Consider the following 25613-nt stretch of genomic DNA (forward strand, 5'->3'; position numbering starts at 1 on the left):
GGCGCCTGGGCCGCGGCCCTTGATACATCTGAGGTCGGAACGGGAGGGCACATGCGGATTTCGGTGGCCGCCGACAGCAAGGACGGGGTGGCCGAGCGGGTCGTGTCGGAGCTGCGCAGGCGGGGACACGAGGTGGTCACCCACGGCGCGCTCAGCGAGGAGGAGCGCGACGACTGGGCGTGGGCCTCCGAGCTGGCCGCCCGCGACGTGCGCGAGGGGCGGGCCGACCAGGCGGTGGTCTGCTGCTGGACCGGCACAGGCGCCTCGATCGCGGCGAACAAGGTGCCCGGGATCCGAGCGGCGCTGTGCGTGGACGCCTACACGGCCGACGGGGCCAGGAAGTGGAACGACGCCAACGTGCTGGCGCTCAGCCTGCGGCTCACGTCCGAGGTGGTGCTCGACGAGATCCTCGACGCCTGGCTGGCGGGACGGCCGAGCGCCGAGTCGGCCGACGTGGCGAACATCTCCCACCTGGACGAGATTGACTAACCTGTATAGGCATGCCGAACTTACACTGTACGCACTGCGGTGAGGAGGGGCTCGAGGCCGGGTTCATCCGAGACTCGGGCGAGAACTCTCCGGGCTTCGCCAGATGGGTCGAGGGCGCGCTGGAGCGCGGGATCTTCGGGGGCGCCAAGCTGATGGGCCGGCCGAAGTGGGAGATCGACGCCTACCGCTGCCGATACTGCTACCACGTGGAGCTTTTCGCGGCCCGCAGGGACTGAACGCGACCGTCCGTGACTGAATGTGACTTAACGCGACCGGTCGCGGCCGAGAAACGGCAAGATCTTTCGCGCGGCGCCGCCCGTGAACGTGACCAGTCTCGGCCGATCCCGGCCGGGAGGCGGAAATCGTCGGCATCGCCGTTTAGGGTGCTTGCCATGACCGACGTGCTGCTCCGCGGCGGGCACCCCTGGGGGCGCGACGCCCCCGCCGACATCCTCGTCCGTGACGGCCGGATCCACCTCGTCGCCCCAGGCGTCGAGGCGCCGGGCGCCCGGATCGTCGACATCGCCGGGCAGCTCGTGCTGCCCGGTCTCGTCGAGGCGCACTGTCACCTCGACAAGACCCTCTACGGCGGCCCGTGGGTGCCCCACTCGGCCGACGACACGCTGGCCGGGCGCATCGGAAACGACCTCGGCCGCCGCGCGGAGCTGGGCGTGCCGAGCGCCGAGCGGATCGGCGCGCTACTGGCGCGCATGAACGCGGCGGGCACGGCCCACGTCCGCACCCACACCGACATCGACCCCCAGGTGGGGCTGCGGGGCGTGGAGGCCGTGCTCGAAGCGGCCGCCTCCTCCCCCGTCGACGTTCGGCAGGTGGCCTTCCCCCAGCACGGCGTGCTGATCAACCCCGGCACGGCCGAGCTGCTCGAAGAGGCGCTGAAGAGCGGCGTGGAGGCGGTCGGCGGCCTCGACCCGGCGGGCATCGACCGCGACCCTGTACGCCACCTCGACCTGGTCTTCGGCCTGGCCGAGCGCTACGGCGCCCACCTCGACCTCCATCTGCACGACGGCGGTTCGCTCGGCGGGTGGGAGCTCGAGCTCATCACCGAGCGCACCAGGGCGCTTGGGCTGGGCGGCCGGGTGACGGTCAGCCACGCGTACGCGCTCGGCCAGCTCGACGACGCCTACCAGGACCGCCTGGTCCAGGGGTTCGCCGAGGCGGGCGTCGCCATCGCGACCGCGGCCGTCTACAGCTTCCCCGTGCCACCGATCAAGAAGCTGCGGGCCGCGGGCGTCACCGTCGCCTGCGGCCACGACGGCATCCGCGACCTGTGGGGGCCCTACGGCAGCGGCGACATGCTGGAGCGGGCGATGCACGTCGCCTACCGCAGCACGTTCCGCAGGGACGAGGACATCGAGCTGGCGCTGGAGGCCGCCACCTACGGCGGCGCCCGCGCGCTCGGGCTGGAGTCGTACGGCCTGTCCCCGGGCGACCGGGCCGACCTGGTCGTGGTGCCGTGCGGGGGCGCGGCGGAGGCCGTGGTCGTTCACCCTGCGCGCACTCTGGTCATGAAAGACGGCGTCGTCCTGCACAATTGACCGGCGGGACCATCGAAAGGCAGGCAAGTGCTCTCTATTCACCAGCGGATCGCGGCAGAGCTGGGCGTACGCGACGGCCAGGTGCAGGCGGCCGTCGAGCTGCTCGACGGCGGCGCCACCGTGCCGTTCATCGCGCGATACCGCAAAGAGGTCACCGGCACCCTCGACGACGCGCAGCTGCGCACGCTCGAAGAGCGCCTGCGCTACCTGCGCGAGCTGGAGGAGCGGCGGGCGGCGATCCTTGAGTCGATCGAGTCTCAGGGCAAGCTCGACGACGAGCTGCGCGAGCAGATCATGGCGGCCGAGACCAAGGCCCGGCTCGAGGACATCTATCTGCCGTACAAACCCAAGCGGCGCACCAAGGCGCAGATCGCCCGCGAGCTCGGCCTGGAGCCGCTGGCCGACCAGCTGCTCGGCGACCCGACGCTCGACCCCGCCGCCACGGCCGAGGGCTTCGTCACCGAGGGCGTGGCCGACGCGGGCACGGCGCTGGAGGGGGCCAGGGCGATCCTGATCGAGCGGTTCGCCGAGGACGCCGACCTGATCGGCGGCCTGCGCGAGCAGCTCTGGAGCCGCGGGCAGCTCGTGTCGAAGGTCCGCGAGGGCAAGGAGGAGGCGGGGGCCAAGTTCTCCGACTACTTCGAGTTCGGCGAGCCGTTCACGAAGCTGCCCTCGCACCGGATCCTGGCGATGTTCAGGGGCGAGAAGGAGGAGGTGCTGTCGGTCGCGCTGGAGCCGGACGACAGCCCCGAATACGAGATGCGCATCGCGTCCCGGTTCGGCGTCTCCGACCAGGGGCGGCCGGCCGACAAGTGGCTGGGCGAGACCGTGCGCTGGGCCTGGCGCACCCGCATCCTCGTGCACCTCGGCATCGACCTGCGGATGCGGCTGTGGCAGGCGGCCGAGGACGAGGCGGTGCGGGTCTTCGCGGCCAACCTGCGCGACCTGCTGCTCGCCGCCCCCGCCGGGAGCCGGGCGACCATGGGCCTCGACCCCGGTCTGCGTACGGGGGTCAAGGTCGCCGTGATCGACGCCACGGGCAAGGTCGTCGAGACCGCGACCATCTACCCCCACGAGCCCAAGCGGCAGTGGGACCAGTCGCTGGCCGTCCTGGGCGCGCTCGCGCAGCGCCACGGGGTCGAGCTGATCGCCATCGGCAACGGCACCGCCTCCCGCGAGACCGACAAGCTGGCCGGTGACCTGGTCAAGCACATGCCGTCGATCACCAAGATCGTCGTCTCCGAGGCCGGGGCCTCGGTCTACTCGGCCTCGCCGTACGCGTCGCAGGAGCTGCCCGAGCTCGACGTGTCCCTGCGCGGTGCGGTCTCGATCGCCCGCCGGCTCCAGGACCCGCTGGCCGAGCTGGTCAAGATCGACCCCAAGTCCATCGGCGTCGGCCAATATCAGCACGACCTGGCGGAGTCCAAGCTCTCCCGCTCGCTCGACGCGGTGGTCGAAGACTGCGTCAACGCCGTCGGGGTCGACGTCAACACCGCCTCGGCGCCCCTGCTCACGCGCGTGTCCGGCATCGGCTCCACGCTGGCCGAGAGCATCGTCCGCCACCGCGACTCCAACGGCCCCTTCCGTACGCGCGCCGCGCTCAAGCAGGTGCCCCGGCTCGGGCCCAAGGCGTTCGAGCAGTGCGCGGGCTTCCTGCGCATCCGCGAGGGCGACGACCCGCTCGACGTGTCGAGCGTGCACCCGGAGGCCTACCCGGTGGTCCGCCGGATCCTCACCTCGGCCAAGACCGACCTCAAGTCGCTGATCGGCAACACCGCTGCCCTGCGCTCGATGAAGCCCGAGACCTTCACCGACGAGACGTTCGGCCTGCCGACGGTCACCGACATCCTGCGCGAGCTGGAGAAGCCCGGCCGCGACCCGCGTCCCGCCTTCAAGACCGCCGTCTTCAAGGAGGGCGTCGAGAAGCTCTCCGACCTGTCCTCGGGCATGATCCTGGAGGGCGTGGTCACCAACGTCGCCGCCTTCGGCGCCTTCGTTGACATCGGCGTCCACCAGGACGGCCTGGTCCACGTCTCGGCCATGTCGCGAAACTTCGTCAAGGACCCGCGTGACGTGGCCAAGCCCGGCGACATCGTCCGAGTCAAGGTCCTCGACGTCGACATCCCCCGCAAGCGCATCTCCCTGACCCTGCGCCTGGACGACGAGACCCCCGCCCAGTCCCCGGGCGACGGCTCCCGCCGAGGCGGCGGCCGCGGAGAGGGCAACCGCGGTGACGGGGGTCGCGGCGAGGGCGGCCGCAGAGACGGCGCACGCGGTGACGGTGCACGTGGCGACGGCGGGCGCGGCGACGGGAAGGGCAACGGCGGCCAGCGCGACCGCGCCCAGGGCCGCGGCGACGACCAGCGCGGCCGGGGAGACGGCGGCCGTGGGGACGGCGGCCGTCGCGGCGGAGGCGGCGGAGGCGACCAGCGCGGTCGCGGAGACGGCCAGCGCGGCGGCCAGCGCCGCCAGGACCGCCCGGCCCCCACCGGCGCCATGGCCGAAGCCCTCCGCAAGGCGGGCCTCACCGACTAACCCACCAACAACCCCACCGGCCCCTCCCGCGGAACCACCCGCGCGAGGGGCCACGGTGTCCCACCCCCAACAACCCTCCGACACACCCACCACCCGTGCAAGGGGCCACGGACGCGCCACCCCACCGTCCTCCCGTCGGCGCAGCTGACTCGCCGCCTCGCGCACACCCGCCGGACATCGCCCCCGCACGCGGACCGCTGATGCGGCCACCTGGGCCGTTCGCGTGGAGGTGCCGTGTGCGGCGCGCGTCGATGACCTGGGCCGGGCGACCGGGCAGTGTGCCGACGCGCGCTGAGGGCCGGCCGGGGCGATACGGTCGAAGTGTGAGCACGACAGCCTTCAGCACAGCGATCGCCCAGGCCCGCGACCTCCTCCGATGGTGCTCGCCGCTGAGGACCGAGCTGTGGGCGGCGCGGCTCGCCGCCGATCTCGAGCCGGACCAGGTAGAACCCTTCCTGCGGCAACTGTCCGAGGACGGCAGGACGGAGGCGCGGCTCGCGCTCGCGGCCCTGGCGTCGGTCGACCCGGCTGCCGACGCACGCCCAGCATCCGACGCACAGCTCGCGTCCGATGCAGGACCCGTGTCCAGCGAAGGTCTCGCGTCCGATGTGAGCCCGGAGTTCGGAGCAGATGCTCGGGGCGGGGCGGGCTCTCAGGCCCAGGCGGCGGCGAGCGTGTACGTGAGGGCCGCTGACGGCGTCGTGGCGACGCTGCCCGGGTGGGTGCGGCGGATGGGGCGGGTGGCGTGTGAGGGCGGCTGGTACGGCAAGGCGGACCCGTACGGTGAGCAGGCCCTCGCGGCCCTGTCGTTCCGGTACGAGAACGGCAAGGAGCCGCACCTCCTCGTCGTCGCCATCGACCAGGTGAACGGCGGTCTGGCGGTGGACGCGGTGGTCGAGGAGGTGAAGTTCCTCGACGACCTGGGCCTGCGGGCCGAGGAACCGGGAGCGGTCGCGGGGCGGGTGCTGGACGCGTTCGAGCTGGGCGACCGGATCATGGGGGCGCTGGTCGCCGACACGCTGCCCGCCGTGCGGCCGGTCGCGCTCTCCAGGGCCCGCGCGGTGCCCGATCTCGTACGCCCGGCGCCCGACGACACCGTGAGCCGGTTCCGCGAGCTGCCGGACCTGCCCCGGGCGCGGGAGGCGTTCGAGAAGCTTGCCGAGTTCGTGGGCGATCGTCCTCTGTGGTGGAGCCCGGCGCGGGTCACCCAGTTCCTGACGTCCTGGTTGCCCAGGGAGGCCATCCTGTCGGAGGCGGAGATCGCGGCGATGCCGGAGGTGGTGCGGGCCTGGAGCCGGTTCTGCGGAGCGCATCCTGCGGTGCTCGCCCAGGTCGAGGCGGACGCGCCGCGGCTGCCCGCCCTCATGGCCGACGAGTCCTTGGCGAGCCTCGGCAAGCGCATCGCCAAGAACCGCCTCTGACGCCGGCGTCCCGGTACGCCCACGAGTGCGCCGCCGTATCCGGATGCGGCCGCCGGCGGCCCCCCGCTACGGCCGCGCTGAGGGTCGTAGCCCGTCGATGGCGAAGGCCAGCAGCCGCTCCCCCTGCTCGGGCGTCGTCTGCTCGCCCGCCCACGCCAGCGCGTTGATCAAGGTGTAGAAGTCCGAGGCGGTCGCGTCGGGGCGTACGGCGCCGGCCGCCTGCGCGCGTTCGAGCAGTCGTTCGCCGGCGGTCAGCACGGCCTGGCAGGCGGCGTGCAGCTCCGAGGTCTCGTCCTCGATGCTGCGCATGAGCGAGGTGGCCAGCCCCCGATACATCGCCGCATGCGCGAACCCCGCGCGCGCCCAGGTGATCAGCGCCTCGTGGGCGTCCGGGTGGTCGAGGAGGTCGCGGGCCCGGCCGGCCAGGGCCTCCATGCGGTCGCGCATCAGGGCCTCGAGCAGCGCCTGCCGGGTGGGGAAGTGGCTGTAGAGCGTGCCGTTCGCCACCCCCGCGCGCCGCGCGACGTCCTCCAGCGAGGACTCCACTCCGTGCTCGGCGAACGCCGCCGCCGCTTCGGCGAGCAGCCGTTCGTAGTTGCGGCGCGCGTCGGCGCGCATCCGGCGCCGGGGCGCTGGGCCGGTGGTCGTCATCGACACTCCCAGGTTGCTTAACTTGAGACTATCTCAATATATTTCTTGAGACAGTCTCAGCTTACTGTTAGGAGCCCTGGTGAACCTCGTCGACAAGCCCGTCCTGGTGACCGGCGCCACCGGACGCCAAGGCGGCGCCACCGCCGTCCAACTGCTGGCCTCCGGCTGGCCGGTCCGCGCCCTCGTCCGCGACCCGGACGCCCCGGCGGCCCAGGCGCTGAAGGCGAAGGGCGCCGAGCTACGCGTTGGAGACCTCGACGACATCGGCTCGCTCGCCGAGGCGGCGGCCGGCGCGTACGGCGTCTTCGGCGTCACGCCCGACGACGACGACCTCGACCGGGAGATCCGCCGCGGCCGCGACCTCGTCGACGCCGCCGCCGCGGCCGGAACCTCCCACTTCGTGTTCACCTCGGTCGGCGGCGCCGATCGAGGCGCCGGCCTGCCCTACTGGGACAGCAAGTGGCAGATCGAGCAGCACATACGCGCGACCGGCCTGCCCGCGACGATCCTGCGGCCCGTCCGGTTCATGGAGAACCACACCATTCCCGGCCTGCCCCTCGGCGGGATCGCAGACGGCGAGCTCAGGCATCTCTTCGGCCCCGACACGCCGGTGCAGCTCATCGCCGCCGCCGACATCGGCGTCTTCGCCCGCCTCGCCTTCTCCCACCCGCGGGACTACCTCGGGCAGGCGATCGAGATCGCCGGGGACGAGCTGACCCCCAGGCGGACGGTGGAGCTGATCGGCCGGAGCCTCGGGCGCGAGATCACCTACCGGCAGCTGCCCATCGGCTCTCTCGGGCTCGGCCCGGACGCCGAACGCGCCTTCGCGGATGAGCGCGGACTGTGGCGCGCCGACATCGCGGCGTTGCGCGAACGCCACCCCGGTCTCCTGGACTTCCGCACCTGGCTCCGGGACGGCGGCACCGAGCAGATTCGGGCCCTGCTCACCTGAGCTGCGCGGACGCGCTCGACAGGAGCATGTCGAGGGCCGTGGGGTAGGCGCTGTCGTTCATCTCGGCCACCAGCAGCGGCGCCGTCGCGGCGATGTTCGGGTGCGTACGGGCGGGCAGCCGCGCGTACGTGGCCTGCCACACCTCCTCGTCCGCCTCCCGCGCCGCCTTGGGCAGGGCCAGCGTGGCGGCGTCGAGGATGGCGAAGGCCAGGCTCTGGTCGATGAACGCGTGATAGATCCGCACCGCGTCCCCGTCCGCGAACCCGGCACCGCGCAGGATGCCGATGATGGTCTCGTCCCCCGCCACCTCGTTCGGCCGGCCGGTGACCCGGCTGGCGGTCAGCACCGCGGCCTGCGGGTGCGCCAGGTACGCGTGGTGGATGCGCAGGCCCAGCTCGCGCAGGTCGGCGCGCCAGTCGCCGGTAGGCCGCCAGTCGGCCATCGCCGTGCCGAACAGCTCGTCCGCGATCGCCAGCACCAGGTCGTCCATGCCGCGGAAATAGCGGTAGACCGTGCTGGCGTCCGCGCCCAGGGCCAGGCCCAGGCGGCGGGCGGACAGCCCCGCCGCCCCGTGCTCGCGGAGCATGCGGAGCGAGGTCTCCACGATGAGCTGATGGGTGAGGACCTGCCCGTGTTTGGTGGGGCGGCGCCGTCTGCGCGCCGCCTCCGGCACCACTCGCTTGGCCACGAGTACGGCCTCCTTATGCCAACGCCATTGACGTTGACGAGCCTACCCAAGTTAAATTCTTGACACACCCCCCAGAAACAGCATTAAAAGGGGACTTATCGTCATGCGTATCCTTCTCGTTGGAGCCGGCGGCGTGGGAACCGCCATTACCCGGATCGCCGCCCGCCGCCCTTTCCTCGACCACATGGTGGTCGCCGACTACGATCTCCCCCGCGCCAAGGCCGCCGTCGCCGCGCTGGGCGAGCAGGCGGACCGGTTCACCCCTGTCAAGATCGACGCGGCCGACCGGGCCGCGGTCACCGCGCTGCTGAAAGAGCACCGGTGCGACGTCCTCCTGAACGCCACCGACCCCCGATTCGTGTTGCCGCTGTTCGACGCGGCCCTCGCGGCCGACGCCGACTACCTCGACATGGCCATGTCGATGTCCAGGCCGCACCCCGACCGCCCGTACGAGGAGGTGGGGGTCAAGCTGGGCGACGACCAGTTCGCCCGCGCCGGCGAGTGGGCCGCGCAGGGCCGGCTGGCGCTGGTCGGCATGGGCGTGGAGCCCGGCCTGGCCGACGTGTTCGCCCGCTACGCCGCCGACGAGCTCTTCGACGAGATCGAGGAGATCGGCATCAGGGACGGCGCCAACCTGACCGTCGACGGCTACGAGTTCGCCCCGTCGTTCAGCATCTGGACCACCATCGAGGAGTGCCTCAACCCGCCGGTCATCTACGAGAAGGACCGCGGCTGGTACACCACCGAGCCGTTCAGCGAGCCCGAGATCTTCGACTTCCCCGACGGGATCGGCCCCGTGGAGTGCGTCAACGTCGAGCACGAGGAGGTCATGCTGGTCCCCCGGTGGATCCCGGCGCAGCGGGTCACCTTCAAGTACGGGCTCGGCGAGGACTTCATCGGCAAGCTCAAGACCCTGCACGCGCTCGGCGTGGACCGCACCGAGCCGGTCGCGGTCCGGACCGACGACGGCACCGCCAGGGTGTCGCCGCGCGACGTGGTGGCCGCCGTGCTGCCCGACCCGGCGGGCCTCGGCGACCGCATGCGCGGCAAGACCTGCGCCGGGACCTGGGTGAAGGGCGTCAAGGACGGGCGGCCCCGCGAGGTGTACCTCTACCACGTGGTGGACAACCAGTGGTCGATGCGCGAGTACGGCTCCCAGGCCGTGGTCTGGCAGACCGCCGTGAACCCGGTCGTGGCCCTGGAACTGATGGCGAACGGGGTCTGGAAGGGCGCGGGCGTGCTGGGGCCCGAGGCGTTCGAGCCGGGCCCGTTCCTGGACCTCCTGGTGGAGTACGGGTCACCCTGGCGCATGCGCGAACAGTGAGCGCGAGATCATGGAGGCGTAACGACCCGCACGACGAAGGACAGCGCCTTGAGCATCGCCGACGACCCCGACCGCGCACCGGCCCGCTCCCACTTGTACGCCATGGGCTGGTCGGAGGAGGACATGCGCCGCCCCGTGGTCGGCATCGCCTCCACCTGGACCGGCACGATGCCGTGCAATCTCACCCACCGTGAGCTGGCCGCCCACGTGGCCGAGGGGGTGCGCGCGGCGGGCGGCACGCCGATGGAGTTCAACACGATCGCGGTCTCCGACAACCTCACGATGCACACCCCCGGGATGCGCACGTCGCTGGTCAGCCGCGAGGTCATCGCCGACTCGATCGAGCTCATGGGCCGCGCGCACGGCTTCGACGCGCTGGTGGTCATCGTGGGCTGCGACAAGACCGTGCCGGCCGGGATCATGGCGCTCGCCCGCCTGGACGTGCCCGCCGTCGTCCTCTACAGCGGCACGATGATGCCCGGCAGGTGGCGCGGACGAGACGTCACGATCCAGGACATGTGGGAGGCCCTCGGCGAGCGCGCCGTCGGCCGCCTCGACCAGGCGGAGCTGGACGACCTGGCCAAGCACGCCTGCCCGGGCGCCGGCACCTGCGCCGCCCAGTACACCGCCAACACCATGGGCAGCGTCGCCGACTTCCTCGGCCTGGCGCCGTTCGGGGTGGGTGACATCCCGGCGGTGGCGGAGGAGAAGAACGCCGCGGCCCGGCGGGTCGGCGAGATCGCCATGGAGGCGCTGGCCCGCGACGCCCGTCCCTCGCGGGTGCTGACCGCGGACGCCCTGCACAACGCGATCGTCTCGGTCGCCGCCATGGGCGGCTCCACCAACGCCGTCCTGCACCTGCTGGCCATCGCCCGCGAGGCGGGGCTGCCGCTGCGCATCGACGAGATCGGCGAGGTCTGCCGCCGGGTCCCGATCATCACGGGGCTCAAGCCGAGCGGCGGCGACCACACGGCCCTGGACCTGTGGCGGGCCGGCGGCACCTCGCTGGTGGTGCGCCGCCTGCTGGAGGCCGGGCTGCTGCGCGAGAACGCCACGCTGGTGGACGGCCGCACGCTGGCGGAGGTCGCGGCCGACGCCGAGGAGACGCCGGGGCAGGAGGTGGTGGCGAGCGTGGCCGAGCCGTTCAAGCCGCGTGGCGCGCTGGCCATCCTGCGGGGCTCGCTGGCGCCCGACGGCTGCGTGCTCAAGCTGGGCGGCAAGGACGACTTCCGCCACGAGGGCCCGGCCAAGGTGTTCGACTCGGAGCACGACTGCTACGTCGCCATCCAGGAGGGTCACATCGTGCCGGGCGACGTCATCGTCCTGCGTTACGAGGGCCCCGCGGGCGGCCCCGGCATGCAGGAGATGCTCTCGATCACGGGTCCGCTCGTCGGCCGCGGCCTCGGCGCCTCGGTGGCGCTGGTCACCGACGGGCGCTTCAGCGGGGTCTCGCATGGGCGCGTCGTCGGGCACGTGGCGCCGGAGGCGTACCACGGCGGGCCGATCGCGCTGGTGCGCGACGGTGACACGGTGGTCATCGACAGCGCGGCGGGGGCGATCGAGCTGGTGGTGCCGGAGGAGGAGCTGGCGCTGCGCCGCGCCTCGTGGAAGCGGCCCGAGAGAGAGGTCGAGCGGGGGGTGCTGACCAAGTACATGGCGACGGTGGCCTCCGCCTCGGACGGCGCCGTCACGGCCTGATCCGGGTCGAGCAGGCGGCGGGGGCCGCTATGCTGCGCAGTGACGTACTCGAGTCGTTGTTAGGAGATTTGCGCGATGTACAAGGAGTTCGCTGTCGAGGCCGTGATGTGGCTCGTTCCGGTCGCGGTGCTGATCGGGGTGGCACTCCTCGTCACCGCGTGAGCCAGAGGCTCAGCCGGGGGTCGGCCCGGCCCCTGGCGGCCGCTCAGCGGTAGTACCTGTACGAGACGTACGTGTAGGCGGAGTAGCGGAATCTGGCGAAACCGTCCAGCCAGTTGTTGTAAGACTGAGACAGGGTCCGGGTCCGCACGGTGCAGGCGGCCCACTTGGTGCGGATGAGCTGGACGCCGACGCGCTGGCGGGTGCCACCATGAGCGTGGTGGCTGCGGCCGCGACCAACCCCGCAAGGCCAGGGGGCTACGCGGGGAACGGCGGGGGTTCGTTGAGCTCGGCGATGGCCAGCTCGGCCGTGGTGCGGATGTCGAAGAACTTGTCGAGCGCGGTGATCGCGAACAGGTGCTTGCACCGGCCGTTCAGCCCCGCCAGCAGCAGCCGGCCGCCCGAGGCGGTGACGGCCTTGTGCAGGTAGACCAGCACGGACAGGCCGGAGGAGTCACAGACGCTGACCGCCTGCATGTCGATGACGAGCATCGGGGGCTGGGTGAGATCGAGGGCCTTGGTGACACGGTCACGGACCTCGGCGGCAGACCCGAAGTCGAAGTCCCCCGTCAGTCGCGCGATGACACAGGGTCCCTGGAGCCCGAGGCTTATCGACAAGGCCTGCTCCGAAGTCACCCAGCTCCACCTACCTGCATTGCTTGCCCGATCCACCTACTTTACGAGAAGTAGCGCTTCGGGTTGAACACCAGCATCTGCTCAATCTGGTCGTCGGTCACACCCGAGTCCAGCAGTGCGGCCAAGACGTCGTCGTGGATGTGATCGTAGCGCCAGTTCGGCGCGAGCGTTGAGCGGGCCTCGTCCCAGGCGCCGCCGAAGTAGTCCATGAAGCACGCCGTGTCGTGGCTGAGGACCATGCGATCGGCGTATCCGCGCCCGCACAGCTGCGCGACCGTGGCCACCCGCTGCGCGGTCGGATTGTACGGATCCAGCCCGAACCGGTCCATCCCCAGCGTCGCGCCCGTGTCGGCCAGGCGCATGAGGTAGTCGAGGTCGTTGCTGTCGCCCGCGTGCCCGACGACCACCTTCGCCAGGTCGACGCCCTCCTTGGCGAACAGGTCGAGCGCGATCAGCCCGCTCTGCGTGAAGGAGTTCGTGTGGATGGTGATCGGCGCGCCGGTGCGCAGGTGCGCCTGCGCGACGGCCCGGCAGATGCGCTCGACGCCGGGCGTCAGGTCCTTCTGCTCGACCACGCACTTCAGGAACGCCGCCTTCACACCGGTGTCGGCGATGCCGTCGGTGAGGTCGCGGACGAAGTCGTCGATCATCGGGTCCGGCATGTCGATGAACAGGCCGGGGCCGCGGTGCTCGTACTGGTGGGGCAGCTCCTCGAAGGAGTAGATGCCGGTGGCGACCACGATGTTCAGGCCGGGCACCTGCTCGGCGACGCGCTGGATGCGCGGGATGTAGCGGCCGAGGCCCCACACCGTCGGGTCGACGATCGTCCGCACGCCCTTCGCGGCCACCGCGTTCAGCTTGGCGACCGCGTCCGCCACCCGGGCCTCCTCGTCCCACCAGGCACCTCTGCCGTAGTTGTCGAGGTGCTCGGTGGCGAGGACGAACACGTGCTCGTGCATGAGCGTCTGCCCGAGCTCCTCGACGTCTACGGGGCCGCGAATGGTGGGGACGGTGGCCATGGGCGCCTCCATACCGGCTGGTCGGTGTGCGCCACCGTAGGCTCCCTCCGGACCTCCGTCAACCAGCCACTCCGGCCGCGGCGAGGCGGCGGAACAGCGGCTCGGGCCGGGGCAGCCGCTCGCCGGCGACCGCAGCCGCCACCCGAGCCGCCGCCGTCGGCAGGAAGGGCTCCAGCTGTACGGCCAGCGTCCGGCACGCGTGCACCAGCGTCCCCAGCGCGGCCTCCTGCCCGGCCCGGGGCTGCCGCCACGGTTGAGTCCGCTCGACGTACCTGTTGGCCTCCTCGACGAGCGCCCAGACGGCCGTCGCCGCCCGCCGGAAATCGAATGCCTCCAGCGCCTCGTCCACCGGCACCGCGGCCAGTTCCTCCCCGGCCGGGGGCACGTGGCCGTCCAGGAAGCGGTGGACCATGGTGACGACCCGGTTGACCAGGTTCCCCAGGCCGTTGGCCAGGTCCTCGTCCGCCCGGGCGACCAGCCGTTCCTCGGTGAAGTCGGCGTCGCCCACGCGCGGCACCTCGCGCAGCAGCCACCACCGCACGGCATCGACCCCGTACGCGTCCACGAGCGCCACCGGATCGGCCGCGCCGCCCGACGACTTGCTGATCTTGCGGCCGCCCACCGTGAGGTAGTCGTGCACGAAGATCTCCGTGGGCAGCGGCTCGCCCGCGGACAGGAGCATCGCCGGCCAGTACACCGCGTGGAACCGGATCACACCCTTGCCCATCAGGTGCACCTTGCGCCGCTCGGAGACCCACCAGCGGTCGTAGTCGTCGCCTTCGAGCGCGGTGACGTAGTTGGCCAGCGCGTCCCACCACACGTACACCACCTGGTCCGGGTCGCCGGGCACGGGGATCCCCCACCCGCGGGCGCGGGCGGCGGAGCGCGAGACGCTGATGTCGTCCAGCCCGGCCTCGATGAACGCCAGCACCTCGTTCCGCCGCGCGACCGGCTCGATCCTGAGCCGCCCGCCGCGGATGAGCTCGCTCAGGGCGTCCTGGTAGCGGGAGAGCCGGAAGAACCAGTTGTGCTCGGACACGCGCTGCAGCGGCGCCTCGTGCCCGTCGGGACAGGGACCTTCCGGGTAGAACTGCTCGCAGCCCACGCAGTAGAGCCCCTCGTAGTGCCGCTGGTAGAGGTCGTGCCCGGTCGCCTCCCAGATCCGCTCGACCCCGGCCCGGTGCCCGGGGTGGACGCTCGTCCGGATGAACGAGTCGAACGACAGGTCCAGCGGCCCCCGCAGCCCTTCGAACGCGGCCGCGTTCCGGTCCACCAGCTCCCGCACCGGCACGCCCGCCGCCTCGGCGGCCAGCACGTTCTTCAGCGAGTTGTCGTCGGTCCCGGTCTGGAACCGCACGGGCTCGCCGCGCCGCCGGTGGTGCCTGGCCAGCACGTCGGCCTGCACGAGCTCCAGGGCGTGCCCGAGGTGGGGACGGGCGTTGACGTACGGGATGGTCGTCGTGAGATACATCAGGTGCCTCCAAGGGGCCCCGAACACGACGAGAGGCCCCGCTCGCAGGGCCTCGACAAGACGTCGCCGACGAAACCCCCTAAGGGGCCATCATCTTCGGCGAGATCGTCATGCCGCCCATGCTAACGACCTGCACCCGCCCCGGCCACCCGTTAACGCCCGGCGCGGTGGCGGAACAGCCAGACGGCCAGGCCGACCGCGAAGACCGCCAGGCCCGCCAGCACCGACGCCGGCGGGAGCGTGGCGGCCAGCAGCACGCACAGGCCCAGCCCCAGCCCGGCGACCGGCCGGGGCGGCGCGCCTTCCGCGCGGCCGAGCGTGAGCGCGCACGCGTTGGCGATGCCGTAGTAGACCAGCACGCCGAACGACGAGAACCCGATCGCCCCCCGCAGGTCGGCGACCAGCAGCAGCACGATCACCGCGGCCCCGACGGCCAGCTCGGCCCGGCGCGGCACCTGCCGCGCCGGATCCACCACCGCCAGCGCGCCGGGCAGGTCGCGCTCGCGTGCCATGGCCAGGACCGTGCGCGAAACGCCCAGCAGCAGCGCCATCAGCGCGCCCAGCGCCGCCACCGCGGCCCCGGCGCCCACCACCGGCACCAGCCACGGGGCCCCGGCCGCCCTGACGACGCCGGCCAGCGGCGCCGGGGACCTGGCCAGCAGCTCCGGCCCGAGCGCGCGCAGCGCGGCCGCCGCGACCAGCGCGTAGACGACGAACGTGACGCCCAGCGCGATGCCGACCGCCCGGGGGATGGTGCGGGCCGGGTCGCGCACCTCCTCGCCGAGGGTGGCGATCCGGGCATAACCGGCGAACGCGAAGAACAGCAGCCCGGCCGCCTGCAACACACCCCAGACGTCGGCCTGTGACCCGGGCAGGGGCTCGTAGGCGAACCAGCCGAACGTGACCGTGTCGTCGCCGAGCAGCCCCGTGACCACCACCGCGGCGAGCACGGCCAGCACGAACACGACGATCACCCGGGCCACCCCGGCCGAGCGCTGCACGCCGTACAGGCTGACCGCCGTCAGCGCGGCGACCGCGCCGACGGCCAGCGGCCTGGCCAGCGCGGGGGCGACGTAGGCGCCGAACGTGAGCGCCATCGCCGCGCACGAGGCCGTCTTGCCGACCGTGAAGCCCCAGCCCGCCAGGTAGCCCCAGAGCGGGCCGAGCCGCCGCCTGCCGTAGACGTAGGTGCCGCCGGACTCGGGGTAGAGCGCGGCCAGGCGGGCCGAGGAGGTGGCGTTGCAGTACGCCACGACGCCGGCCAGCACGAGCGCCACTGGCAGCCAAGCGCCCGCGGCGGCCGCGGCGGGCGCGAAGGCCGCGAACACACCCGCGCCGATCATCGCGCTCAGCCCCACCACGACCGCGTCGGTGGTGCCGAGCCGCCGCGACAGCTCCTCCGGCACGTGCCCGCCTCCTCTCCCGCCTCAGGAGGCTCCTACTCTGCCGCATCGCACCGACAACCCGGCCGACGGCGGGGTGAACACCTGCCGTCAGGTGTCCGCGTCGTCAGCGGCGTCGTCGGTGGCGGGGGCGGGCACGACCAGCACCGGCCGGCCCGCGTTGTGCAGCACCCGGTCGGACGTGCTGCCGAGCAGCAGCGAACGTACCCCGCCGAACCCGCGCGTCCCCGTCACGACGAGCCTGGCGTCGATCTCGTCGGCCACGTCCACGATCGTCGACCACACCGCCACCGAGTCCGCATCGCACCGCGGGGTCGCGTCCAGGCCGGCCTTGCGGGCGAGGTCCGCGCCGTGCTCGGCGAGCTCCCGCATCGCCCCCTCGATCGCCGCGTCCTCCGTGCCCAGCTGGTCGATCGCCATCATGAGCCCGGCGGAGGCCCTGGCCGAGGCCATCGCCGCCCGCTCCCACACCGTCAGCACGACGGCGGACTCCCCCTTCAGGAGCTCGCCCGCGAAGGCGATCGCGGCCTTGGCGTCGTCGGAACCGTCATACGCAATCAAAATCGTCATCTCAGCACTCCCACATCGTGATCGGGCCCGTACCTCTATCCCGGGCAAGCCGTTTCACGCCTACGTCAGGGGTAGCCGCCTCTTATGACCGTTACGCGATTCCACGACCTGCCCCTCGCCCAGCGCGATCGCGAGTGGGACGCCGCCGCGGCGGACAAGCGGGTGCGTAAGTGGGCGGACGCCGAGGACAAGCCGAACGCGAAATACCGCGAGGCCTTCAGCTGGTACGACGCCGACGACGCCGACGAGTTCGGAGCGTACAAGCTGCCGATCGCCGACGTCGTGAACGGGGAACTGAAGGCGGTGCCCCGGGCCGTGTTCGCTGCGGCCGCGGTCATGGAGGGCGCCAGGGGCGGGGTCGATCTGCCGAAGAAGGACATCGAACGCGTCAAGGAGCACCTGGCGCACTATTACGCCAAGCTGGGCGAGGAGCCACCCTGGGAGCGCTGAGCCAGCGGCTTGAGCATCGACAGCCCGGCCAGCGCCAGCACGCCGATTTCGGTGACCACCACGGCCCGCTGGGTCAGCCCGGCCGGGATCTCGTCGTTGGTCAACGGGATGCCGAACATCCGCACCACGTACGGGACCACGACCAGCAGCAGCGCTCCGAGCGCCACCCCGCTGAGGATCCGCACCGCCCTGGCGTACCGGATCCTGGCCTTGGCCAGCAGCATCCCCGCCGCGGGCATCACCAGGAACGCGGCGAAGGCGGCGTACCGGTGGATGCCACCCGACAACGACAGCGGCACTCCCGGCCGGTCGGTGGGAAAGGCGCCGATCAGGAACATGCTCGCCCCCCACGCCAGCAGCAGCGCGACGACCCAGCGGCTCATCCCGGCGCGGCGCATCGCCTCGGCGATCAACGCGGAGCCCACCGCGAACAACGTCAGCGAGGCGGGCAGCAACCAGCCGGACGCCTGGAAGGCGTACTCGCTGATGACGCTGTGCAACGGGTCGAGGTCGGATTCCGCGTGGAGGGTGAGCATGGCGCCGCTTCCGGTGCCGATGGCCGCGAATCCGCTGACAAGCAATGCCTTCATGCCTCAAAGTTCGTGGAACGCGGCCTCGCGGAATATCGGAGATCGACCCTGAAGTGACCTGAACGATCCCTTAATACCTCGGTCGGAAACGACCCTGAGAACACCCGGCCACCTGCGCAGACGTGACCCTGAGTAGGGACTCCCCCCTCAGGGTGGGTCCCGGGCGCCTGACCCGGTTTGACCTGGAACGCACTCCAGGGGTGAACCTGGAAACATGAAGAAGCGCACTCTCGGGAACGGCGGGCCTCAGGTCTCGGCGCTGGGCCTCGGCTGCATGGGCATGTCCGACTTCTACGGCCCGGGCGACGAGAAGGAGTCGATCGCCGTCATCCACCGCGCACTCGACCTGGGCATGAATTTTCTGGACACGGCCGACACGTACGGGCTCGGGGCCAACGAAGAGCTCGTCGGCCGGGCCGTCAAGGACCGGCGGGACGAGGTGGTGCTGGCCACCAAGTTCGGCGTCAAGCGCGGCGCCGGCACCCGCTCCGTCGAGAACAGCCCGGAGTACATCAGGGCCGCCTGCGACGCCTCGCTCCGGCGCCTCGGCGTGGACCACATCGACCTGTACTACATGCACCGCCGCAACAGGAACGTCCCCGTCGAGGAATCGGTCGGCGCGATGGCCGAGCTGGTCGAGCAGGGCAAGGTAGGCCATCTCGGGCTGTCGGAGGTGAGCGCGGACACCCTGCGCAGGGCCTCGGCCGTCCACCCGATCACGGCCCTGCAGAGCGAGTACTCGCTGTTCACCCGGGGGCTGGAGGCGGAGATCCTGCCCACGGCCAGGGAACTGGGCGTGGCGCTGGTGGCGTACTCGCCGATCAGCCGCGGCTTCCTGTCCGGCGCGCTGCCGCCCGTGGAGGAGCTGTCCGAGGACGACGTCCGCCGGTGGATGCCGCGCCTCGCGGGCGAGAACGCCGAGCGCAACGCCGGGCTGGTCGCGGAGGTACGGAAGATCGCCGACGCCGCCGGGATCACCGCCGCGCAGCTCGCGCTGGCCTGGGTGCTGGCCCAGGGGGACGACGTCGTGCCGATCCCGGGGACGAAGCGGCTGACGTACCTGGAGGAGAACGTGGCGGCGGCCGACATCACGCTGACCGCCGACCAGCTCGCCGCCCTGGCCCGCGCCGTCCCGGCGGACGCCGTCGCCGGCACCCGTTATCCGGATATGTCGGAGATCGAGGGGTAGTCGCCGGCCGGGCTCAGGCGACGGGGCCGGGCGCGTCGAAGTAGACGCGGATGGCGGTCGCCCCCGGGCGGGTGTGCACGCGTACGAGGTCGCTCAGGAGGTTGACGATCAGCAGCCCGCGCGACCCCGCGTGGCGCGGGTCGACCGGGCGGCGGCCCACCAGCGGGTCGGTGATGTGCCCGGCGTCGCTGACCTCGCACACCAGCCGCCTGCCCTCGGCCCAGGCCCGGATCGTGCCCGAGCCGCCGCCGTGGTCGAGGCTGTTGGCGCCCAGCTCGGCCACCGTCAGCTGGATGTCGTCGAGCCGGTCGCCGGAGAACCCCATCTCCACCGCCCGCCGCGCGGCCAGGCCGCGGGCCGCCGACAGGCTGGTGCGGTCGAAGCGCAGAGAGACGAAGTCGGCGGGCTCGTCGAGCGGCCGGTTGTGCGCGGAGACCACCAGCTCGGGCGCGTATTCGGCGCTGGCCCACTCCCCCGAGAGGTCGCACAGCACGGGGTGGGTGCGCTCCGCCTCCTGGAGGACCTCGGGAGCGAGCCGGTCGGCGTCGTACGGGCACAGGATCGTGACTTGCCGCCCCGCGAACGACAGGTTGATCAGCGCCTCATGCTGCGCGGCGGCCCCGTATTCCGTCCTGGTGCGCCCCGGCCAGAGCGGCTCTCCGATGATCCGCACGTGCCCGCCGGTATGCCGGTCGGCGAAGTCGCGCAGCACGGCAGGGATGATCCGCCCCGGATTGCGCCCGGCCTCCTGCATGTCGAGCAGGTGCACGGACTTGGCGTCGTCGCCGAGCTCGGCCTCGATCAGGGCCAGATTGCGGGCCGGCACCGCGATCGCGACAGGCTCGTCCAGGGCCAGCCCCGCGCGGACGAATGCGCTGGTGGCAGCCACATATTCCCGGTCGCCCCGATAGAGGAGCGCCGGGTGTGTGAACGGTTCCGCCAACATCAGAATTCACGCTACCCAAGGAAGATGACTTCACAGCAATCCGGTGGGTACGTAATTGGCGTGAAGCGAATCCGGGTCGTTCGCCGCCCCCGCCTCGTCCGGGGGCCGCTCCCCCTTGATCTCCGCACCCCTTCCGGCCGACAACTCCCGTTCTGAGCGCTGCGACTCTATGCTCAAGATATGTCGCAATTGCAGATGCGAGTGTCCGACGAGGACCGAGAGCGCACCGCGCAACAGCTCCAGCACGCCTTCGCCGAAGGCCGGCTCACCCAGCTGGAGCTCGAAGACCGCCTTGAGATCGCCCTCACCGCGAGGACCTACGGCGAACTGCTGGGCCTGATCGAGGATCTCCCCACCGACCAGCCGCAGGTCGACGACGTGGTCAAGCTGGAGTCCAAGAACGGCCAGATCAAGCGCGCCGGCGACTGGGCCGTCCCCCGGCGGCTGCGGGTGGCCTCCAAGTACGGCGGCGTCGAGCTGGACCTCTCCGAGGCCGTCATCACCCACCCGGTGGTGGACATCGAGCTCGACCTCGCGTACGGCTCCGCCAAGATCATCCTCCCGGACGGCGGCGTCGCGAACGTGGACGCGTTCCGCAGCGACTGGGGCCAGGTCCACACCTCCGACGTGCCCGGCAGGCCCCGCCCTGGCGCCGTGCACGTGGTGATCAGCGGCAGCACGAAGTACGGCAGCCTGACCGTCCGCTACCCGCGCAAACGCTGGCTCGCCCGCTGAGGCTTTACGCCCACTTGATACCCGTGGTGTTAGTGGGGTGCAAGCGACAGTCAAGGGCTGATCCATAATGTTCCCTTCGTTCGTAGAAACCACCGAAGGGCAAGAAATGACTCCCCCTCGTCGTCGCCTGGCCGTCGCGGCCGCGACGCTGACCCTTGCTGTCCTCACGAGCACCGGCTGTGGTGCGCTGGGCCAGGCGGTTGACTGCAACACCGCCGCCCAGGAGGCCACCAAGATCATGAATGAGTGGACGACCACGATCACCAAGGACGCCACCGACACGAAGGCCATCGGCACGGCCTCGAAGGACGCGGCAAGCAAGACCAAGGAGCTCGCGGGCAAGTACGACGGCGAAGTCGCCGCCGCACTGAACGACCTCGCCGCCGGTTTCGAGACCCTGGAGAAGGGCGACCTGGCCGAAGTGTCCTCGTTCACGGGCAAGATGCAGGGCTTCTCGACCAAGATCACCTCTGCCTGCAGCTGACGCTGAGCCCGCGGTCGCCGTTCCGCCTGTGGGGGGCAGGACGGCGCGGCGGCCGCGCCACGTTCGGGTGGATTCGTTCTACCCTTGCTGCCCGTGACGGGTGACACTCTGGCGGCGCGACAGGGGGCGTCCGCCGCCGCCTTCCTCTGGAAGATCCGGCTGTCCGGCCACCGCGTACGAGTGGGCGCCATCGCGCTCGTCGCCGCGGTGGCCTACGCCATGCTCGGCCTGGTCAAGCTGGCCACGTTCCGGGCCACGTCGTTCGACCTGGTGATCGTGGACCAGGCGGTGCGCAACTACGCGGCGCTGCGGCCGCCGCACATCCCCGTGCTGGGCATGTTCCACGGGCGGGGCATGGACTACGTGCAGCTCGCCGACCATTTCTCGCCCGTCTACGCGATGCTCGCGCCCTTCTACTGGATCCACGACGGGCCCGAGACGCTGATCGTCGCGCAGGCGCTGCTGTTCGCCGCCGCGATCCCGTTCATCTGGCTGTTCACCCGGCGCGTGCTCGGCGTGGCGCCCGCCTACCTGGTCTCCGTGGCGTACGCGCTGTCGTGGCCCGTCGCGCAGGCCGTCGCGTTCGACGCGCACGAGGTCATGTTCGTCCCCGTGCTCACCGCGATCATGATCGAGCGCTACCACGCCGGCCACCGGCTGCCGGCCCTCATCGCGATGCTCGACCTCCTGCTGGTCAAGGAGGACATGGGGCTGATGGTGATCGGGGCGGGGCTGTGCCTGATCGTCCTGGGCGACCGGCTGCGGGGGCTGCTCTGCATGGCGCTCGGGACGGGGGCCGTCCTGCTCGTACGTGGGCTGGCGATCACGGCCTTCGGCGGCGACTCCAAGGACTTCTGGGCCTACAACCATCTCGGCCCCGACGTGCCGAGCGCGATCCTGGCGCTGCTGCGCGACCCGATCGCGGCCGTGCTGCTGCCGTTCAGCGAGGAGGCCAAGGTCGACACGCTGTTCCTGCTGGTGTGGCCGACGCTGCTGCTGTGCCTGCTCTCGCCGCTGTCGCTGGTGGCGCTGCCGCACGTGCTGGAGCGCATGTTGTCCGACCGCTCCCAGTGGTGGCAGGCCGACTTCCAGTACAGCGCGTTCACCGTGGTCATCCTCTTCTGCGCGGGCGTGGACGGGCTGGCCAGGCTGCTGCGCTGGATGAAGCGCTCCGACGACACCTCGCTCAAGCTCGCCTGGGCGACGGCCGCCTGCGTGGTCGCGATCACCCTGGTGCCCAGATTCGCGCTGGACCAGCTCTACCATCCGCCCTTCTACCAGGAGCCCAAGGCGGCCGCCGCCGCCGAGGCCGTGAGCAAGGTGCCCTCCGGGGTCACCGTCGAGGCGGTCAACTCCGTCGGCCCTGCCCTGACCTCCAGGACCACCGTCCTGCTGTGGACGGCCCAGTCGCACGGCGCGCCGTGGGTGGTGGCCGACACCTCCCGCTGGGAGTTCCCCTTCGGCTCGGCGGACGAGCAGCGCGCCGCGGTCGACGCGCTGCAGGGCCAGGGGTACGCGAAGGTGTTCGAGCGCGACGGCTACGTGGTGCTCCGGCGCGGCTGAAGCGCCTCCGCGTAGGCCCGGTCGAACCCGTCGAGGACCGACGGCCACGAGCCCGCCGCCGGAGGGGTCGCCCGGTTGTGCGCGGCGATCGACTCGCGCAGCGCCGCGTCCGTGCAGAGCCGGGCCACCGCGCGGGCCAGGTCGCCGAGCGTGTGGCCGAGCAGCCCCTCCGTGCCGTCCGCGACGAAGTCGGCGACCCCGCTCTGCGCCCTGGCCACCACCGGCAGCCCCGCCGCCCGCGCCTCCAGCGCCGCGATGCCGAACGACTCGCGCGGCGCGGGCGCCACGAACACGTCCGCGGCCTCCAGCACCTTCGCGATCTGCTCCCGCGTGTAGCGGCCCGGCAGGGAGACCCAGCCGGCCATGCCGTGCCGGGCGAGAAAACGTTCCATCTGGCCGCGAGCCGGCCCGTCGCCGACGATGGTGGCCCGCATGGGGATCCTGGCGGGCACCCGCCGCCTGGCCGCCTGGAGCAGCCTCAGCAGGCGTACGGGCTGCTTGCGCGGCGCCAGCCGGCCCACCGCGACGATGTGCACCTCATGCGCCTCTTCCCGCCGGTCGGGCGTGCCGGGAGGCGGCGCCCAGCCCGACAGGTCAAGGCCGTTGGAGACCACCCGGACCGGCACCTCGGGCCCGGCCACGGCGCGGATCGGGACCGCGGCGGCGTTGCTGACCGTGGTCGCCACCAGCCGCCACCGCTGCCAGCCGAACGCCAGCCGCAGCAGCCGGTAGAGCGCCCGCGTGACCGGGTCCCACATGCTGTGCACGGTCACCACACACGGCAGCCCGGCCCGCGCGGCGGCCCGCACGCCCATCCAGGCGAACGGCGAGACCGCCCCCGTGTGCACGTGCACCACGTCGGGGCGCAGGGACGTGAGCCGGCGCGTGAGATGCCCCACTCCGAACGGGTGAACGGGCAGGTCGAACGGCATTCTGGCGACGATCCGGTGGACCCCCGGCAGCGGCTCGCCCCTCGTCGCCGTGGCGACGGAGACATCGTGTCCCGCCTCCCGCTGCATCCGCACGAGATCGGCCACCTGGACCTCGATCCCTCCGAGTCGCGGCAGGTAACAGTCGCTCACGTGAAAGATCCGCACCCCTCCCAGACTAATCTGGGCGTGTGCCTCCACGTACCGCAGTGTTCTTTCACGCTCACCCTGACGACGAGGCCCTGCTGACGGCGGGCACCATGGCGATGCTCGCGGCCGAGGGACACCGCGTGGTGCTCGTGGTGGCCACCGCGGGCGAGCGCGGCCTGGCCGAGATGGAGCCCGGCGAGGCGCTCGGCGAGACCAGGCTCAAGGAGCTCTACGAGTCGGCCGCGCTGCTCGGCTGCGCCCGCGTGGAGTGCCTCGGCTACGGCGACTCGGGGCTGAGCCCCAAGGGCGGCATCGCCGAGGAGCGGCCCGACAACGCCTTCATCGACGCCGACACCGAGGCGGCGGCCAAGGCGCTGGCCGCGATCCTGCAGGAGGAGGAGGCCGACCTGCTGGCGATCTACGATCCGGCGGGCGGCTACGGGCACCCCGACCACGTGCAGGTGCACCGGGTGGGCAAACGGGCGGCCAAGATCGCCGGGACCGAGATCGTCCTGGAGGCGACGGTCAACCGCGATCCGCTGGTCAGGCTGCTGCGGCTGGCGGGCCGGTTCTACAAGTTCCCGCCGGAGTTCGACGTACGGACGTTCGAGAGCGCGTACTCGTCGAGCGAGACGATCACCCACCGGGTCAACGTCAGGAAATACACCCGCCAGAAGCGGGCCTCCATGGCCGCGCACACCTCCCAGGCCAGCGGCGGCGACAGCGACCGCACGCTCGCCGTCATGCTGAAGGTCCCGCGCCCGATCTACCGCCTCGTCTTCGGCACCGAGTGGTACGTCCGCCGCGACCTGCCGCCGGGCACCCGGCTCACTCATCCCTTCGACCAGTGGCCGAAATGATTCCTCCGAAGGAGGATCCTCGTCCGGCGACCCGTCAGACTGGACCCCGATGAAGAACAAGTGGCTCCAGATCGCGCTGTCCGTGCTGTCGCTCGGGCTGGCCGTGCTGCTCGTGATCTACCTTCCGCAGATCGTGCGCACGCTCACCGGCAAGCCCGTCTCCTGGCACGAGATCGGCAAGGTCTTCGGCACGCTCGGCGCCGGCGAGATCGCGCTGATGACCGTGCTGTGGCTGCTGAGCCTGCTGGCGTACACGTTCGTGCTGACCAACTCCCTGCCCGGCCTCAACAACCTCCAGGGCCTCACGCTCAACGCGGCCGGGAGCGCGGTCAGCAACCTGCTGCCGTTCGGCGGGGCGGTCGGCGTGGCGGTGTCGTTCGCGATGACCAGGGGCTGGGGCTTCTCCAGCCGGTCGATCGTGGTCATGACGCTGGTCAGCGGCATCTGGAACACGATGTTCAGGTTCATCCTGCCGGCGGTCGGGATCATCGCGCTGCTGGCGGCCGGCGAGGCGCCCAACCCCACCGTCGCCAAGGCCGGGTGGACGGGCGCGATCTCGATCCTCGTGCTCTGCGTGATCGTGGCGGTCGCTCTTTACTGGGACCGCGCCGCCGTCGCGCTCGGCCGCGCGCTCGACGGCGTCACCCGGCTGCTGCGGCTGAAGATCCACGCCTCGGACGCGTTCCACAAGCTGCGTGCCGACACCGCCGGCGTCGTCAGGTCGAGATGGCCCGGGCTGTCGCTGGCGATGGTGTTCTTCCTGGGGTTCCAGTGGTCGATCATGGCGCTGTGCCTCCAGGTGACGGGCGCCTGGCCGGGGTTCGCCCAGTCGATCGCCGTCTTCGCCCTCTCCCGCGTGCTCACCGCCGTCCTGATCACGCCCAGCGGGGCCGGGATCATGGAGGGCGGCGTGGTGCTCCTCCTCACCGAAGGCTTCGGTGTCGGAGTCGCTCCGGCCACCGCGACCGCACTGCTTTTCGGCTTCTGGACTTACACTATCGAGATCCCGTTCGGCGGCCTGGCTCTGGGCGCATGGGCGCTCCTGCGCAGGCGCAACGGCCGGAACGCCGGGGCGGAGCCCCCGTCCGCGATCTCGAAGGCCCAGTAGTGACAATCCCAAACCCATCAAAGACCTTGTGCGTGAT

The 25613-nt window shown here is 71.6% G+C and carries 25 protein-coding genes; 15 read left to right on the forward strand and 10 right to left on the reverse strand.

From position 1 onward, the window contains the following. Positions 1-51 precede the first annotated feature (51 nt). The 5 genes from ACIHFD_RS05165 to ACIHFD_RS05185 all read left to right on the forward strand — a co-directional run bounded on the left by ACIHFD_RS05165 (position 52) and on the right by ACIHFD_RS05185 (position 6001). Complete coding sequence (locus ACIHFD_RS05165; RefSeq protein WP_397365693.1) at positions 52-489, forward strand: RpiB/LacA/LacB family sugar-phosphate isomerase; 438 nt, start codon at positions 52-54, stop codon at positions 487-489. An 11-nt stretch (positions 490-500) separates the two neighbouring features. Continuing rightward, positions 501-725 carry a hypothetical protein gene (locus tag ACIHFD_RS05170; RefSeq protein WP_350728090.1) on the forward strand — a complete coding sequence of 75 codons (225 nt, stop codon included), beginning with the start codon at positions 501-503 and terminating at the stop codon, positions 723-725. A 156-nt stretch (positions 726-881) separates the two neighbouring features. Then, positions 882-2045, forward strand: a complete 1164-nt coding sequence (locus tag ACIHFD_RS05175; protein ID WP_397365694.1) for an amidohydrolase — start codon at positions 882-884, stop codon at positions 2043-2045. Positions 2046-2072: 27 nt separating this feature from the next. Next, a complete protein-coding gene (locus ACIHFD_RS05180; RefSeq protein ID WP_397365695.1) occupies positions 2073-4580 on the forward strand; it encodes a Tex family protein in 2508 nt (835 codons plus the stop codon). Positions 4581-4903: 323 nt separating this feature from the next. Beyond that, positions 4904-6001 carry a hypothetical protein gene (locus ACIHFD_RS05185; RefSeq protein ID WP_397365696.1) on the forward strand — a complete coding sequence of 366 codons (1098 nt, stop codon included), beginning with the start codon at positions 4904-4906 and terminating at the stop codon, positions 5999-6001. Positions 6002-6067: 66 nt separating this feature from the next. Here the strand turns inward: ACIHFD_RS05185 and ACIHFD_RS05190 are convergent, their stop codons facing one another. Further along, positions 6068-6652 carry a TetR/AcrR family transcriptional regulator gene (locus tag ACIHFD_RS05190; protein ID WP_397365697.1) on the reverse strand — a complete coding sequence of 195 codons (585 nt, stop codon included), beginning with the start codon at positions 6650-6652 and terminating at the stop codon, positions 6068-6070. Positions 6653-6731: 79 nt separating this feature from the next. Between ACIHFD_RS05190 and ACIHFD_RS05195 the strand changes: the two genes are divergently transcribed. Beyond that, the gene (locus tag ACIHFD_RS05195; RefSeq protein ID WP_397365698.1) at positions 6732-7604 is read left to right on the forward strand and encodes an NmrA/HSCARG family protein; all 873 of its coding nucleotides are present in this window, start codon (positions 6732-6734) and stop codon (positions 7602-7604) included. On the opposite strand, the gene ACIHFD_RS05200 is transcribed toward ACIHFD_RS05195, so the two are convergent. Continuing rightward, on the reverse strand, positions 7597-8292 hold the full coding sequence (locus tag ACIHFD_RS05200) for a TetR/AcrR family transcriptional regulator (protein ID WP_350728096.1): 696 nt from the start codon (positions 8290-8292) through the stop codon (positions 7597-7599). The genes ACIHFD_RS05195 and ACIHFD_RS05200 overlap by 8 nt on opposite strands. A gap of 103 nt (positions 8293-8395) precedes the next feature. On the opposite strand from ACIHFD_RS05200, the gene ACIHFD_RS05205 reads away from it, so the two are divergent. Beyond that, entirely contained in the window at positions 8396-9616 is a 1221-nt protein-coding gene (locus tag ACIHFD_RS05205; RefSeq protein WP_355199443.1) for a saccharopine dehydrogenase C-terminal domain-containing protein, read from the forward strand. 48 nt (positions 9617-9664) lie between these two features. Further along, a complete protein-coding gene (ilvD, locus tag ACIHFD_RS05210) occupies positions 9665-11314 on the forward strand; it encodes a dihydroxy-acid dehydratase (RefSeq protein WP_350728098.1) in 1650 nt (549 codons plus the stop codon). Between the two features lie 417 nt (positions 11315-11731). Here the strand turns inward: ilvD and ACIHFD_RS05215 are convergent, their stop codons facing one another. From ACIHFD_RS05215 to ACIHFD_RS05235, 5 genes are all read right to left on the reverse strand, one after another. Further along, a complete protein-coding gene (locus tag ACIHFD_RS05215) occupies positions 11732-12109 on the reverse strand; it encodes an STAS domain-containing protein (RefSeq protein WP_350728100.1) in 378 nt (125 codons plus the stop codon). 41 nt (positions 12110-12150) lie between these two features. After that, positions 12151-13128 carry a phosphotriesterase gene (locus tag ACIHFD_RS05220; protein ID WP_397365699.1) on the reverse strand — a complete coding sequence of 326 codons (978 nt, stop codon included), beginning with the start codon at positions 13126-13128 and terminating at the stop codon, positions 12151-12153. Between the two features lie 58 nt (positions 13129-13186). Then, positions 13187-14599, reverse strand: coding sequence for a methionine--tRNA ligase (locus ACIHFD_RS05225; protein ID WP_397365700.1), 1413 nt, complete (start codon positions 14597-14599; stop codon positions 13187-13189). A 152-nt stretch (positions 14600-14751) separates the two neighbouring features. Continuing rightward, positions 14752-16005, reverse strand: coding sequence for an APC family permease (locus ACIHFD_RS05230; protein ID WP_397365701.1), 1254 nt, complete (start codon positions 16003-16005; stop codon positions 14752-14754). A gap of 87 nt (positions 16006-16092) precedes the next feature. Then, positions 16093-16572: a universal stress protein gene (locus ACIHFD_RS05235; RefSeq protein ID WP_397365702.1), complete on the reverse strand. Its 480-nt coding sequence runs from the start codon at positions 16570-16572 to the stop codon at positions 16093-16095. A gap of 84 nt (positions 16573-16656) precedes the next feature. On the opposite strand from ACIHFD_RS05235, the gene ACIHFD_RS05240 reads away from it, so the two are divergent. Continuing rightward, positions 16657-17022, forward strand: coding sequence for a hypothetical protein (locus tag ACIHFD_RS05240; RefSeq protein ID WP_397365703.1), 366 nt, complete (start codon positions 16657-16659; stop codon positions 17020-17022). On the opposite strand, the gene ACIHFD_RS05245 is transcribed toward ACIHFD_RS05240, so the two are convergent. Then, the gene (locus ACIHFD_RS05245; protein WP_355199451.1) at positions 16983-17612 is read right to left on the reverse strand and encodes a DUF998 domain-containing protein; all 630 of its coding nucleotides are present in this window, start codon (positions 17610-17612) and stop codon (positions 16983-16985) included. The two genes, ACIHFD_RS05240 and ACIHFD_RS05245, sit on opposite strands and share 40 nt — an antisense overlap. Positions 17613-17826: 214 nt before the next feature. Here ACIHFD_RS05245 and ACIHFD_RS05250 point away from each other — a divergent pair, with 214 nt between their 5' ends. Continuing rightward, positions 17827-18801, forward strand: coding sequence for an aldo/keto reductase (locus ACIHFD_RS05250; RefSeq protein WP_397365704.1), 975 nt, complete (start codon positions 17827-17829; stop codon positions 18799-18801). A gap of 13 nt (positions 18802-18814) precedes the next feature. Here ACIHFD_RS05250 and ACIHFD_RS05255 read toward each other — a convergent pair whose 3' ends face one another. Further along, positions 18815-19747: an anti-sigma factor RsbA family regulatory protein gene (locus ACIHFD_RS05255; RefSeq protein ID WP_397365705.1), complete on the reverse strand. Its 933-nt coding sequence runs from the start codon at positions 19745-19747 to the stop codon at positions 18815-18817. 180 nt (positions 19748-19927) lie between these two features. Here ACIHFD_RS05255 and ACIHFD_RS05260 point away from each other — a divergent pair, with 180 nt between their 5' ends. The 3 genes from ACIHFD_RS05260 (at position 19928) to ACIHFD_RS05270 (ending at position 22529) form a co-directional block, all read left to right on the forward strand. Continuing rightward, positions 19928-20482, forward strand: a complete 555-nt coding sequence (locus ACIHFD_RS05260; protein ID WP_397365706.1) for a DUF1707 domain-containing protein — start codon at positions 19928-19930, stop codon at positions 20480-20482. 67 nt (positions 20483-20549) lie between these two features. Next, positions 20550-20966, forward strand: coding sequence for a hypothetical protein (locus ACIHFD_RS05265; protein ID WP_397365707.1), 417 nt, complete (start codon positions 20550-20552; stop codon positions 20964-20966). A 93-nt stretch (positions 20967-21059) separates the two neighbouring features. Beyond that, positions 21060-22529 (forward strand): DUF2079 domain-containing protein, encoded by a 1470-nt coding sequence (locus ACIHFD_RS05270; protein ID WP_397365708.1) that lies wholly within the window; start codon positions 21060-21062, stop codon positions 22527-22529. Here ACIHFD_RS05270 and ACIHFD_RS05275 read toward each other — a convergent pair. Next, complete coding sequence (locus ACIHFD_RS05275) at positions 22505-23611, reverse strand: glycosyltransferase (RefSeq protein WP_397365709.1); 1107 nt, start codon at positions 23609-23611, stop codon at positions 22505-22507. The two genes, ACIHFD_RS05270 and ACIHFD_RS05275, sit on opposite strands and share 25 nt — an antisense overlap. A 38-nt stretch (positions 23612-23649) precedes the next feature. Between ACIHFD_RS05275 and ACIHFD_RS05280 the strand changes: the two genes are divergently transcribed. Continuing rightward, positions 23650-24468, forward strand: coding sequence for a PIG-L deacetylase family protein (locus ACIHFD_RS05280; protein WP_397365710.1), 819 nt, complete (start codon positions 23650-23652; stop codon positions 24466-24468). 49 nt (positions 24469-24517) lie between these two features. Next, entirely contained in the window at positions 24518-25576 is a 1059-nt protein-coding gene (locus tag ACIHFD_RS05285; RefSeq protein WP_397365711.1) for a lysylphosphatidylglycerol synthase domain-containing protein, read from the forward strand. Positions 25577-25613: the final 37 nt, after the last annotated feature.

The organism is Nonomuraea sp. NPDC051941 (assembly GCF_044593615.1).